This is a genomic window from Lentzea sokolovensis (assembly GCF_033949975.1).
GTDB classification, from domain to species: domain Bacteria; phylum Actinomycetota; class Actinomycetes; order Mycobacteriales; family Pseudonocardiaceae; genus Lentzea; species Lentzea sokolovensis.
The window spans coordinates 513,805-527,341 of the sequence record NZ_JAXAVU010000001.1; the positions used below are offsets into that span (position 1 = coordinate 513,805).

The 13,537-nt window shown below is 67.7% G+C and carries 6 protein-coding genes; 4 read left to right on the forward strand and 2 right to left on the reverse strand.

Features of this window, described 5'->3' with window-relative positions:
* The first annotated feature begins 138 nt into the window (after positions 1-138).
* Positions 139-2,235 (forward strand): glycosyl hydrolase family 95 catalytic domain-containing protein, encoded by a 2,097-nt coding sequence (locus SK854_RS02480; RefSeq protein WP_319973285.1) that lies wholly within the window; start codon positions 139-141, stop codon positions 2,233-2,235.
* Between the two features lie 50 nt (positions 2,236-2,285).
* Positions 2,286-3,635 carry a pyridoxal phosphate-dependent decarboxylase family protein gene (locus tag SK854_RS02485; protein WP_319973286.1) on the forward strand — a complete coding sequence of 450 codons (1,350 nt, stop codon included), beginning with the start codon at positions 2,286-2,288 and terminating at the stop codon, positions 3,633-3,635.
* Positions 3,636-3,729: 94 nt separating this feature from the next.
* Here the strand turns inward: SK854_RS02485 and SK854_RS02490 are convergent, their stop codons facing one another.
* Entirely contained in the window at positions 3,730-4,305 is a 576-nt protein-coding gene (locus SK854_RS02490; RefSeq protein WP_319973287.1) for a MarR family winged helix-turn-helix transcriptional regulator, read from the reverse strand.
* A gap of 302 nt (positions 4,306-4,607) precedes the next feature.
* Between SK854_RS02490 and SK854_RS02495 the strand changes: the two genes are divergently transcribed.
* Together SK854_RS02495 and SK854_RS02500 are read left to right on the forward strand one after the other, a co-directional pair.
* Positions 4,608-5,957 carry a glutamine synthetase family protein gene (locus tag SK854_RS02495; RefSeq protein ID WP_319973288.1) on the forward strand — a complete coding sequence of 450 codons (1,350 nt, stop codon included), beginning with the start codon at positions 4,608-4,610 and terminating at the stop codon, positions 5,955-5,957.
* A 10-nt stretch (positions 5,958-5,967) separates the two neighbouring features.
* Positions 5,968-8,454, forward strand: coding sequence for a DEAD/DEAH box helicase (locus tag SK854_RS02500; RefSeq protein WP_319973289.1), 2,487 nt, complete (start codon positions 5,968-5,970; stop codon positions 8,452-8,454).
* Here SK854_RS02500 and SK854_RS02505 read toward each other — a convergent pair.
* The gene (locus SK854_RS02505) at positions 8,432-13,507 is read right to left on the reverse strand and encodes an NACHT domain-containing protein (RefSeq protein ID WP_319973290.1); all 5,076 of its coding nucleotides are present in this window, start codon (positions 13,505-13,507) and stop codon (positions 8,432-8,434) included. The two genes, SK854_RS02500 and SK854_RS02505, sit on opposite strands and share 23 nt — an antisense overlap.
* Between the last annotated feature and the right edge of the window lie 30 nt (positions 13,508-13,537).

The window sequence follows — 13,537 nt, forward strand, 5'->3', positions numbered from 1 at the left end:
ACAGAGCTGTCGCGTAGAACCTTTTTGTACGGGACGGGCGCGGCCGTGGGGGCCTCCGCACTCGGAGTGGGCTCCGCCGTCGCAGCGCCGGAAACATCGGGTCACAACGTGCACCGGGATGTGGTCCGCGATGCCCGCATGGAGTGGAAGAAACTGCCGCAGAACTGGGGCGACAGTCCGTTCCTCGCCAACGGATTCCTGGGCGTCCAGGTCTACGCGGGCCGCACCGCGAACGAGCTGAAGCTCATGCTCAGCCACTCGGAGGTCCAGGACCAGCGCGAACACTGGGAGGCCGCGGTCGGCCTGTCCCGGCTGCCCATCGGGTACCTGACCCTGCAGTTCGCCGGCGCGATCACCGCCGTCGACTGGACGCTCGACCTGTGGAACGCCGAGCTCACCGGCTCGGTGACGACCACTCAGGGCAGTGCCACGTTCACGATGCTCGTGCACAACTCGCGCAGCACGTTCCTCGCCTCCGTCAAGGGTGACGTGACCTGGGGTTTCCAGCCGCTGGAGTCGTCGACGACCCGCCAGATCCGCAGGCCGGCCGACTACACGGCCAACCCCGCCGCGACCCTGGGCACGGCCAACGGCGTCTCGTACGCGGCTCAGCCGCTGCTAGCGGGCGGTGGCTACACAACGGCCTGGCAGACCCGCAACGGCCGGTTCGCGGCTCACGTGGCGTACACACACCCTGCGGACACGCACACGTCCGACGCGATCCGTGAGGTGCGGCAGGCGCTCGCGATCCCGTCCGAGGTGCTGACGCTGCAGCATCGCCGCTGGTGGAACGCCTACTTCGCGAAGTCGCTGGTGTCCGTGCCGGACAAGCTCGTGCAGCGCTTCTACTGGTTGCAGCTCTACAAGATGGCCGCGGCGACGAGGAACGACGCGCCCGTCATCTCCGAGTGGGGCCCGTGGTTCCCCGAGCAGGGCAACAGCTGGACGGCCGTGTGGTGGAACCTCAACGTCCAGATCTCGTATCCGCTGATCAACGGCTCGAACCACCACGAACTCGACGCGGTGACGACGACGTTGAAGCGGTTCGAGCACAACCTGGAACTCAACGTGAACCCGGCATACCGCGACGGCGACTCGTACGCGATCTGCCACCCCGGCGACCGCACGCTGCGGTCCGGGCCGCGCTACTGCGGCGTTCCGGGCGTCGCGCCGAACGACCATACGGGCAATCTTCTGTGGGCCTGTCACAACGTCTGGCTGGGCTACCGGCACACGATGGACGAGAAGATCCTCAAGGACGTCCTCTTCCCGATCCTGACGAAGGCGGTCAACTACTACGCCCGCTTCCTCGTCGAGGGAACGGACGGCAAGCTGCATCTGCCCGAGACCCGTTCACCGGAGTACGCGAACGCCACGGACACGACGTACGACCTCTCGCTGATCCGCTGGGGTGTGCGCACGTTGCTGTCCATCGAGGAGAACGCGCGCTGGCGGGACATCGCCAATCGGCTCGTGCCTTACCACCTGGGCCCGAATGGTGCTTTGATCGGCAAGGACGTTTCGCTCAACGACTCCCACCGGCACTTCTCGCACATGCTCTGGTTCTACCCGTTGCGCGAGCTGACCTACGACATGCCGGAGCACCGCGACCTGATCAACAAGACCTTCGACCACTGGGTGTCGCGGCAGCAGGCGTGGGCCGGCTACAGCTACGGGGCCGCGTCCGCGATGGCGTCGGCGATGGGCCGGCCGGAGGAGGCGCTCCAGTTCCTGCGCTACTTCCTCGACCGCAAGCAGGTCGGCACGAACGCCGTGCTGACCGAGAACTCCTTCTACCGCGAGGGAGGCAACCTCGCGATCGAGTCGCCGCTGATGTCCGGCCAGGCGGTGCTGGAAATGATGGTCCAGTCTCACAACAACGTCGTGCGCGTCTTCCCGTCCGTTTCGTCCACATGGGCCGATGCGTCCATCTCGTCGTTGCGCACGCAAGGAGCGTTCCTTGTGGACGCTTCCCGTTCGTCCGGACGGACGGACTGGATCAAGGTCCATTCGGAGGCGGGCTCGCCTTTGCTTCTGGAGCACGGGATCGCGGGTGACATCGACGTCCGCGACACGTGGGGACGACGCCTCGACTACAAGACGCGTGGCTCGGCCATCGAGATCCCGCTTCGCCGAGGTCAGAGCGCCGTGGTGGCGCGTCGCGGCACACGTCCTGACGTCTCAGCACGTGATGTGAAAGCGAACGGCTCGTCTTCGCGCTGGGGTCTGCCGTAACGTCCAAATTCGAACATTCGGATTGCGCGTGTGGACGAGTGGAGTGTGCGGTGGATCTTCAGCACTGGCTCAACGAGGCGTTGGCCAACCACGAGAAGTGGACGGCCGACTACGGCACCTTCACACCCCACTCGTCCCTGCAGGTCGACCCGGCGCTCTTCGGTTCGGCGCTCGCCGAGCTGCAGGACCGGCTGCGCGACAACTACCCGTTCTTCCACCCGCGCTACGCGGGCCAGATGCTCAAGCCGCCGCATCCGGCGGCCGTCGTGGGCTACCTGTCCGCGATGCTGATCAACCCGAACAACCACGCCCTCGACGGCGGTCCCGCGACCGCCGCGATGGAACGCGAGGTCGTCTCGGACCTGGCGACGATGTTCGGTTACGGCGACCAGCACCTCGGCCACCTGACCTCCAGCGGCACGATCGCGAACCTCGAAGCGCTCTTCGTGGCCCGTTCGCTTCATCCGACCCGTGGCGTCGCGTACTCCTCCGAGGCGCACTACACGCACTCACGGATGTGCGGCGTGCTCGGCATCGAGGGTTTCCCTGTCGCCGTGGACGGACTAGGTCGCATTGATCTCGACGCGCTCGAAGACCTCTTGAAGACCGGCAAGGTCGGAACCGTCGTAGTCACTCCGGGAACTACCGCTTTGGGTGCCATCGAACCGGTGCATCTTGTACTGGACGTCGCACGCCGATACGACGCACGGGTGCATGTGGACGGTGCGTACGGCGGCTTCTTCACGTTGCTCGCGGGCACCGATCTCGCGCCTGAGCCGTGGGAGGCCATCGGCTCGTGCGACTCCGTGGTGGTGGACCCGCACAAGCACGGCCTACAGCCCTACGGCTGCGGCGCGGTCCTGTTCCGCGATCCGTCCGTCGGCCGCTTCTACCTGCACGACTCCCCCTACACGTACTTCACGTCCGACGAGATGCACCTGGGCGAGATCAGCCTGGAGTGCTCCCGCGCGGGCGCCGCGGCGGCCGGGCTCTGGCTGACGCTGCGGCTGCTGCCGTTGACGCGTGACGGCCTGGGCGAGGTGCTGGCGGCCGGACGGCGGGCGGCCGTGCGGTGGGCGTCGATCATCCGCGAGTCGGACTCCCTGGAGCTCTACCAGGAGCCCGAGCTGGACATCGTCACGTACTTCCCGCGGACCGACCCGCTGACCCTGTCCGCGGTGGACGCCGCCTCCCACCGCGTGATGGAGACGGGCATGAACGCGGCCGTCGACCCGATCTTCCTGAGCGTGGCACGGGCCTCGACGACCGCGTTCGCCGCCCGGCATCCCGAGGTGGAGGCCGATGCGGACGGTGCGCGGGTGCTGCGCAGCGTGCTGATGAAGCCGGAGTCCGAGGACTACCTCGACACCCTGCACGCGCGGGTGCTGAGCCTGCTCTGAGCGCTGGTCAGGGGCCTGCCCTCTGACCGGTCAGACCCCGATTCAACGCCAAATTGGGCGACTCACCCCCGGTGAGTCGCCCAAGGGCGTCGAGTCAGCCGTGCTTGGCGCGCCGACCGGATCGGCGCGGCGGCAGCGGCGTGTCTCCGCGCAGGTCGAGCCGGCGCTGCTCGCCGTTGGCCTCGAGGTGCGTCACCATGCGGCGCAGCATCTCGGCCAGCGACTGGGCCTCCGACGACTCCAGCGAACCGCTGACGAAGACCTCCTCCTCGTTGAACTTGGGGAAGAGGTCGGCCATCAGTTCTTCACCCTCAGGGGTGAGTCGCAGGACCGCCAGACGCCCGTCGGTCGGGTGGCCCAGGCGCTCCAGCAGGCCCCGTGACTGCAGCGTCTTGGCGACGCCCGTCAGGGTGCCCTTGGAGATACCCGCCTCCTCGGCGACGTAGCGCGTCTCCATCTCGCCCCAGATCCACACGACCCAGAGCACGACGAAGCCGGTCCAGGTCAGATCGCTGGTGCGCAGCACCGAGTTCTCGAGGTGCTGGCGAATCGCGGTCGCGGCGCGGTGGATGTTCGACACCGCCGCCATCTGCTCGCGATGCAGCGGCACCGCACCGAGCTTGGCCTGGACGGCCTTCTCGGTCTCGGCAATCGTGTGGTGACCAGACAACTGAAAGTCTCCCGTGCTCGAGCTCAGGTGTTCCCGGCACAATACTTGCGGTTCCGAACTATGTCTGTGATGTGGTGCGAGTCGGTCCGCAACCACTTTGATCACGATCCCACATCGTGCATGATCTCGTGACGGTCGTCACCCGTCCAGTTACGGACTGTTGCCCCGTGGTGGACGATGAGTGTGGAGCACCGAACGGGGACCAATGGCGGTCTTTGCTCCACGGACGGGTCGATAGCGTTTGCCCCTCAACGTTATCCCCTCCGCGTCAGCGACACACTGTGCCGGAAAGGTAGTTCGACGTGGTCGGTGAACAGGTGACTCGGGAACTCGCGGCAAGACTCGGCGAGGACGGGATCGACGTGGTGCGCGTCGTCTTCCCCGACCTGCTCGGCACCGACCGGGGCCGTGACGTCCTCGTAGAGCACCTACCTGCGGTCATTCAGCGCGGACTGTCGTTCTGCCGGGCCGTGTACAGCACCACTCCAGGCGGCAAGACGACCGAGACCGGCGGTGTGCTCGACGCCGGGCTGCCCGACGTGATCGTGGTCCCCGACCTCGACACGCTGCTCCCGATCCCGTGGGAGCCGGGCGTCGCGTGGTGCATCGGCGACGCGGTGAGCCCGTCCGACGAAAGGCCCGTCGACGAATCTCCCAGACAGGTGCTGCGCAGAGCGCTGGAGGTGTTCGAGACCACCGGGCTGTCCCCGGTGATCGGGCCCGAGCTGGAATATTTTCTCTGCGAACCGGACGAAGATCGCCCGAACGGGTGGCGGCCGTACTGCGACGAGCCCGGAAACGTCTACGCGACCGGCCGCCGGGGCGATTCGGACGGTCATCTGCTGAGAACTCTGCGCACCCTGAGTTCGGCAGGCCTGCAGACGACCGGCGGCAACCACGAATACGCCGGGGGCCAGTTCGAGATCAATCTCGTCCATTCGCCCGCCATGGACGCGGCCGATCGCGCGTTCCGCTTCAAAACGAGCGTGAAGGAGCTGGCCAGGCGTGAGGGCCGGCTGGCGACGTTCATGGCCAAGCCGTTCAACGACGGCGGCGGCAGCGGGTTCCACCTGCACCTGTCGTGCCACGAGAAGGACGGCCGCAACGCGTTCCAGGCGCCGGGGAGCTCCAGCGGCCTGTCGGACGAGGCGCGGTGGGCCATCGGCGGGATTCTGAAGCACGCCCCGGCGCTGGCCGCGCTGCTCAACCCCACGGTCAACTCCTACAAGCGGTTCGGCCCGGACTCGCTCGCGCCGTGGCTGATCGACTGGGGTCTCGACAACCGCAGCTCGATGCTCCGGGTGCCGGCCGAGCGCGGTGAGACCACCCGGCTCGAACTGCGGCTCGGCGACGCGAGCGCGAACCCCTACCTCGGCATCGCCGGTCTCGTCGCGGCCACCTACCTGGGCATTCGCGACCGGATCGAGCCGCCGCGGCCCTCCGCCGGGTACGGCTACGACCCGTCGAAGGCCCCCACGCTGCCCGCCACGCTGCCCGACGCCCTCGCCTATCTGGAGGAGGACACGGCGATGGTCGAGGTGCTGGGCAAGGACTTCGTGCGGTCCTATGTGGACTTCAAGTGGGAGGAGGTGGCCCGGTTCCAGCGGTTCGTGACCGACTGGGAGTTCACCGAATACGCGTACCACCTATAGTTCACCTGCGATGACTGCACTTACGGACCGGCTCACCTCGATCGCCGACGAAGACGAACTGTTCGACGCCTTCTCCCACTGGGCGACTGAGCGCGGCCTCGCGCTGTACCCGGCGCAGGAGGAAGCGGTCATCGAGCTCGTCTCGGGGGCCAACGTCATCCTCAGCACCCCCACGGGGTCGGGGAAGAGCCTGGTGGCGATCGGCGCCCACCTGGTCGCGATGGCGGCCAACCAGCGCAGCTTCTACACCGCGCCGATCAAGGCGCTGGTCTCGGAGAAGTTCTTCGCGCTGTGCGAGGTGTTCGGCCCGGAGAACGTCGGCATGATGACCGGCGACGCCAGCGTCAACGACCAGGCGCCCATCATCTGCTGCACCGCGGAGATCCTCGCGAACATCGCCCTGCGCGACGGCCACACGGCCGACGTCGGCCAGGTCGTGATGGACGAGTTCCACTTCTACAGCGAGCCCGACCGCGGCTGGGCCTGGCAGGTACCGATCGTCGAGCTGCCGCAGGCCCAGTTCCTGCTGATGTCGGCGACGCTGGGCGACGTCTCGTTCTTCGAGAAGGACCTGACGCGGCGCACCGGCAGGCCGACGGCGGTGGTCCGTTCGGCGCAGCGTCCGGTGCCGTTGAACTTCCAGTACGTCTCCACGCCGTTGCACGAGACGATCGAAGACCTGCTGCACGGCCGTGAGGCGCCGATCTACGTCGTGCACTTCACCCAGGCCGCGGCTCTGGAGCGCGCGCAGTCGCTGATGAGCGTCAACGTCGCCACGAAGCCGGAGAAGGAGCAGATCGCCGCCACGATCGGCAACTTCCGGTTCTCGGCCGGGTTCGGCAAGACGCTGTCGCGGCTGGTCCGGCACGGCATCGGCGTGCACCACGCCGGCATGCTGCCGAAGTACCGCCGCCTGGTCGAGCAGCTCGCGCAGGCCGGTCTGCTGAAGGTCATCTGCGGCACGGACACCCTCGGCGTCGGCATCAACGTCCCGATCCGCACGGTCGTGTTCACCGCTTTGTCGAAGTACGACGGCACGCGCACACGCATCCTCAAGGCCCGTGAGTTCCACCAGATCGCCGGACGGGCGGGCCGCGCGGGCTTCGACACCATCGGCACGGTCGTGGTGCAGGCACCCGAGCACGAGGTCGAGAACATCAAGGCGCTGGCGAAGGCCGGCGACGACCCGAAGAAGCGCCGCAAGATCGTCCGCAAGAAGGCTCCGGACGGGTTCGTGTCGTGGAGCGAGGCGACGTTCGAACGGCTCGTCGGCGCCGAACCGGAGCCGCTCACGTCGTCGTTCCAGGTCTCGCACGCGATGCTGCTGAACGTGATCGGCCGTCCCCTCGGCGGCGCGTTCCAGGCCATGAGGCACCTCCTGGAAGACAACCACGAGGACCGCCCGAAGCAGCTCAAGCACGTCCGTCGGGCGCTGTCGATGTACAAGGCGCTGGTCGCGGCCGGTGTCGTCGAACGCCACGGCGACGACTTCCAGCTCACCGTCGACCTGCAGTTCAACTTCGCGCTGAACCAGCCGCTGTCGCCGTTCGCGTTGGCCGCCATCGAACTGCTCGACCGCGAAGCTCCGGGCTACGAGCTGGACGTGCTGTCGGTGATCGAGTCCATTTTGGACAATCCGCGGCAGATCCTGGGCGCGCAGGAGCACAAGGCGCGTGGCGAGGCGATCGGCGCGATGAAGGCCGACGGCATCGAGTACGACCAGCGCATGGAGATGCTGGACGAGGTCACGTACCCGAAGCCGCTCGCCGAACTCCTCGACGCCGCGTTCTTCACGTACCGCCGTGGCCACCCGTGGGTCGGCGACTACGACCTGTCCCCCAAGTCCGTCGTGCGGGACATGTACGAGCGCGCGATGACGTTCACGGAGTACGTGGCGTTCTACGGCCTGGCGCGCTCCGAGGGCCTGGTGCTGCGGTACCTGGCCGACGCCTACAAGGCGCTGTCGCAGACGGTGCCGGACGAGGCGAAGACCGAGGAGCTCAACGACCTGATCTCGTGGCTGGGCGAACTCGTCCGCCAGGTCGACTCGTCGCTGATCGACGAGTGGGAGAAGCTCACCAACCCGGACGCTCCCGTCGAGGAGGTCCGAGTCGACCTGCCGCCGGCGGTCACCCGCAACGTCCGCGCGTTCCGCGTGCTGGTCCGCAACGCCCTGTTCCGCCGCGTGGAGCTGGCCGCGAAGCGCGACTGGTACTCCCTGGGCGAGCTCGACCACGAGTCGGGCTGGACGGCCAAGGAGTGGATGGACGCGCTGGAGCCGTACTTCGAGGAGCACTCGGACATCGGCGCGGGCCCGAACGCGCGCGGCCCGGCGTTCCTGATCATCAACGTGGAGCGCGAGCGCTGGGTGTGCCGGCAGATCTTCGAGGACCCGGCCGGGGACAAGGACTGGGGCTTCAACGCCGAGGTCGACCTGGCCGCGTCCGACGAGCTGGGCGAGGCGGTCGTGACGATCACGGACGTCGGCAGGCTCTGAGTACCGCGCGGGCCTCCTCCACCATGAGATCGCTCCACCGCGCCAAATGCACCGCCGCACGCCGTCGCACATGCCACGGCGTGGCTCGGTCCCGCATGACGTCGCGCGCCGTCATGGCCGCCTGTTCCTTGTAGTCCCGCCGCAACGCGAACATGGCTTCGGCGGCTTTGATACGCACCACCGGTACTTTGCTCTTTGTCATGTCCTGTAACGCCTGCGCACCTTCGTCCGGCTCGAACACCCCTATCGCCTTGTACAGCCTGATGCGCAGCAACGGCTCGTCCACCTTCATCCGTCTAAGGAACCGCACGACCTCTGCTCTCAGGTCTGGCCTGATCTTCCCGACGACGGTGGCGGCTTCCACGCGCGCCATGCTGTTCAACCACTCGTCACCCATCATGTGCCGTAGGGCTCTCACGCCCCGTTCGCGTCCCTTGGCCCCGAACCGCGTCAACTCCTCCCCTGCCCGCCACCGCAACGCGGCCTTGTTGGTGGGGTCTTCCGCGATCGCTTCCAACGCTTGGGCACCAGCCACGCGGTCGGCGAAGTCGTAGTCGCGCAAGCGTTTCGCCGCACGCCAGCGGGTTGCCGGCCTAGGGTCTGTGAGCATCGTGCGGAGTTGAGCTATGGCGCCGCGCGCTTCCGCCCGTTCCATGTGCTGCTCGTGGGAGCGGGGTTCTACCGACCAGTCGAAGCGCGAGGCCTTCCACCGTTCACGCCACGGCTGCGTCTCGTCGTCCGCGATGGTTCTGGCGTTGGCGCGGACCTGGGCGCTCCAGCGGGGGCCGAGCTTGGCCAGTTCGTCCTGGCCTCGCCAGCCCATGCAGTCGAGCAACTCCGCTGCCTCGGCGACGAAACACGACGACAGCTGGGCGAGGGCGGCGGCCGCGGTCACGCGTTCGTGGTGGGAACTTTCGGGAGCCGCAAGGACATCACGAACCGCAACCTCCGTCTCACGACGCAGCGGCTGGTAGCTCCAGTTGTCCAGGTCCGGAATCCGGTGCTCCAGGTCGATCGAGCGGTCAGCGAGCATGACCCGCTGCGCCGCCAACCGGTTCACCCGCTTCCGGCCGCGGAGCGCCCTCTTCCGCTCAGCCGCGCCGGAGGCTGGATCGTCGGCGACCGCACGTCCCAGGAAATCGGTGAGAGCCGAAACTCGGATCAGATGTTGCAGGCTCGACACCGCCAATGCCCTCTCCGCAACAGTCAGTTCAGCATCCACAGCGAACTGCGGTAACAGATCCAAGGCCGCTGACGCCGCTGTCATGTCCATCTCGCTCAGGCAATGCGCGGACGTGCACCGATCGGCGATCGGCGCTGTCAAGTCGTCTCGCACTCGCTTGTGGTGCTCGCGGACTTGAGGAAGCTCACGTCCGCCCTGCTCAGCCAAGGCTTTCGCAGCATTCGCGCGAACTCTGTGATGCAGGTACTCGTCGTTGGCGAAGCGGCCAAGGATCTCCGGTGCCTCATATCGACCTAGACTCACCAGGGCGCTGATGCCATGCACTCGTTTTACTGCGCGTGCGTTCGCATCCGCGACCAGCGCACACAACAGAGGCAGGGGCTCAGCACCCAACTGCGACAGCGACCACAGCTCCTCATTCCAGCCGTAACGCGCATCGCGCTGATCGGAGACCACGATCCTGGTCACGGCGTCCGCGAGGTCGGGTTGCAGGGAGGCGATCTGGACCGCGAGCCTGAGGCGATGCCAGGGATTCACATCTGCGCCGTGCAGAATCGCACTGAGCACGGGGACGACCTCAGACTCACGCCGCCAGCCCATCACCCGCATCGCCTCGGCTGCGTTCACCACAGTCGCGGCTGTACTGTCAGCCGACAACACTTGGGCGAGCAGTGCCTGCGCGAGGTCCTTTTGGAACACGTCAGCGACGCCAGCGCACTGTTGCAACCATTCAGCTAGATAGGTGCGGGGCACAGCCTCGGTGCGAATCAGGTCGATCAGGCCGCGCACGGCGCGGCGGTGGAACGCCTGCCCCAACTCGATCAGGTTGCGGGCGGCAAACCCGCGCCAGTGCTCATCGCGGCCGTGGTCCTGCAACAGCCGCAGCCACACAGCCCCTACAGCGTCGACGTCGTCGAACGAGGCTGCCGAAAGCCACAGCCCGTCGGCCGGCTCGTGGTCGTCTCCGTCGCCCGTCGAGATCAACTCGATCTGGAACGCGGCCGCCTCCGTCCGGTATTGGGCGCCGAGTTCCGAGAGGCGGTGCCGTGCCACCAGTCCTGCTCCGAGGTCGGACCGTCGCTCCGCCAGTTCGCGGAGATGATCGATGACCTCGGCGTGGAACTCAGGCCCGAGTCGAATGAGTCGGGAAGCGGCCTGGTTGCGGCGAACCGGAGCGACCGTTCTGTCGGCGAGAGTCGCTCTCAGCTGGGACACGGCTTCTGTGCGACGCGACTCATCGGCACTCGCCACCTCGCTGAGGGCGGCCTCGTGTTCCCAACTCGTCGAGAACCGGTGAGCGGTCGCCTCGCATAGGTTCGTCAGACGGCTGACTGCTTCGCCCCGGTACTCCGGGCCGATCTCGAGCAGTCCTCGGATCGCCCAAAACGCCGTGTTGACGGTCAACGCGCCGTGGTTGAGCACACGATGAAAAATCGACGCGACCTCCTTGCGGTACTCCCATCCACATTCCAGCAGAGCCTCGCCGTGACGCCAGAGTTCGGAAAGCGGCACTCCTGGCTGTTCAGACAGGGCAACGATGTGCCGTGCCGCGGCTGCTCGATACGACGGCCCGATCGTCACAAGCACTCCCGCCGCGGCGACCCGCTCCCACCTCACCAAGCGCGCATCCGCAACGCGGTTGTTGATCGTCTCGACTCCCGATGCGACATACTGCGCCCCTAGCGAACCGAGGGTCTTGGCCGCTGTTCGCAGCGTTTCGGTCTCGAGCCAGGCGGGGCAGTTCCGCAGGATCTCGACCAGCACCTCCGCACACCGGTCAGCGTGTTCGACAGTGATCTCGACCAGGCCGTTCGCCGCCTCCGCCATGCGCGGCGGCGGAGCTTCCGGGTCGTTCAGCACGGACAGGAGCGCGACTGTGGCGAAGGCTCGGGCCTCGCCACCCAGCGATGCCATCACCAATGCGGCATCGCGATGTTCACGCGGCGTCGCGAACGGGTCGTCGAGGATGACGCGCAGCGCCTGTTCGGCAGTGGCCCGTTGGTTGTCGCCGCACTCGGACAACGCCTCTGCGGCGACCAGCCGGTGCACGATCTGGCCCTCGACGTCGTTGACCGCAGTGTGCAGGAGTTCCAGCGCGGCCTGTTCAGTGTGGCCCCGCAACCGAGTGGCCAAGGCCGCGGCGGCCTCCGCACGGCTCGTCCACGGCGCGCGCGGGTCGGACATCAAATCCGCCAGCCAGTCGGCCAGGCCGGGATGGTGGGTGGCACGACTCGCCCCCGCCAGGATCTCGTACGCGTAGTGGTGCGTGGTCATGGCCCAAGCCCGGGTAGTGGTCAGGAAAGCCTCGACCACGCCGGACGAAGCCGGCAGGTGACCGGCGAGCAGACGAGCCGCCAGCAGGTGTTTCTCGGAGTCACCGGAGTTCAGCGTGCGAAGGAGCGAGTCGGCCTGAAGGGGACGGAGGCGGCCGTAGTGCAACAGGACGCGCCGCGCGTGCCGGCCGTGCTCACGAGGCCGGGCGGCGTGCAGGAGGTAGGCGAAGTGGTCTGCGGTGAAGGTGGCGGGAAGGCCGCGGGCCTTCGCGGTGGCGGCGAGGTGGTCGGCGAAGCTGTGGTGCAGGAAGTGGATGTCGTCGGCGCGCAGGGTGAAGGGGCCCACCGCGGTGAGGAAGCGGACCAGGTCGTCCTGCCATTCGCCTGCGACGTGGGTGGCCGCCCACGTCCGAGCGGCGGCCAGGAGTGAGGTGTCGGCGTCCACGCGGACCTGGCCGAGGTGTTCGAGCAGCGGTTCGCGGTGGGCGTCGAGCGGGCTGGGGTGGTGCGGGTGGCCTGAGCGCAGGTACTTGAGGTACGCCTCGTAGAGCTCGTACTGGTTGTCGGGCAACGGGTGGGCTCGGCGTTGTTCGAAGATGATCGCGGCGATGGTGGCCAGCAGCGGGACGCGCACCAGTTCGTCGAGGTAGGCCTTGCGGATCTGGCGCAGGAAGTTCGTGGCGGCGTCGCCGTCGTCGCGGAACCAGCTCTCCGCGAACGTGCGCAGCGCCTCTTCGTCGAACGGTTGCAGCTCGTAGCGCGTGGCGCCGATGCGTTGCAGTGGGGCCAGGACGCCGCCCTCGATCGGACGGGTGGTCAGGACGATGCGGTAGACGTCGCCGGAGGCCGCCCAGCCGGCGAGCGCGTGCACCAGGTCGTCGCGGGCGGCGGGAGACGTGACCTCGTCCAGGCCGTCGACGAGGAGCAGCCAGCGGCAGCCGGAGACGCGGTCCTCGAAGTGCGACGGGTCGATCGCGCACCTGAGCCGCAGGTTGTATTCGGCTCGCACGCTCGCGGCCAGCGCCTCGGCGAACGGGACGTCGAGGCGCGCGGCCAGTTCCCTCGCGGGCAGGCGCAACGGCACCACGCGCTCGGTCGTCTGCTCGGTGCCGTCCGCGGACCAGCCGAGTGCGAGCTCCGCGGCGAGTCTCAGGGTGAGGGTCGACTTGCCCTGACCGGGGCCTCCCGTGATGACGAGGTGGTCGTCGGACTCCAGCGCTTCGCGCACCGTTCGCGCCGGTGGCCGCACTGACGTTCGCACGCGCGGGGTCGTGGACACGTCGACGAGCTGGCCGTGGCCGTCGACCATCGGCCGCGGCCTGGACTCACCGGACGTGAGCTCGTCGCCACCGGTGCCGAGGTCCTGCCGCACGTAGACGGTGGACAGCGACGGCGTTCGCGCGCCGCGCAGCTGGTACGGCAGCTGCTCCGCCATCAGGACCTGGGCCCGCATCAGGGATGCGATCTCGACCGGCGCGGGGCGGCGGGTCGCGGTGCCGACGTTCAGGTCGCCGTGGACGGCGCCCACCTGCACGACGTTGGTGGCATCGCCCACCCGCGCGACGTTGGTGGGGTCGCTCGCTCGCTCTGAGGTCATGCCTGGCCTCTCGCAGCACTCGTTCGGCCT

Coding starts and splice junctions, on each gene's coding strand:
- SK854_RS02500 (WP_319973289.1), top strand. CDS start 5,968: ATGACTGCACTTACGGACCGGCTCACCTCGATCGCCGACGAAGACGAA.
- SK854_RS02505 (WP_319973290.1), bottom strand. CDS start 13,507: ATGACCTCAGAGCGAGCGAGCGACCCCACCAACGTCGCGCGGGTGGGC.
- SK854_RS02480 (WP_319973285.1), top strand. CDS start 139: ATGGAGTGGAAGAAACTGCCGCAGAACTGGGGCGACAGTCCGTTCCTC.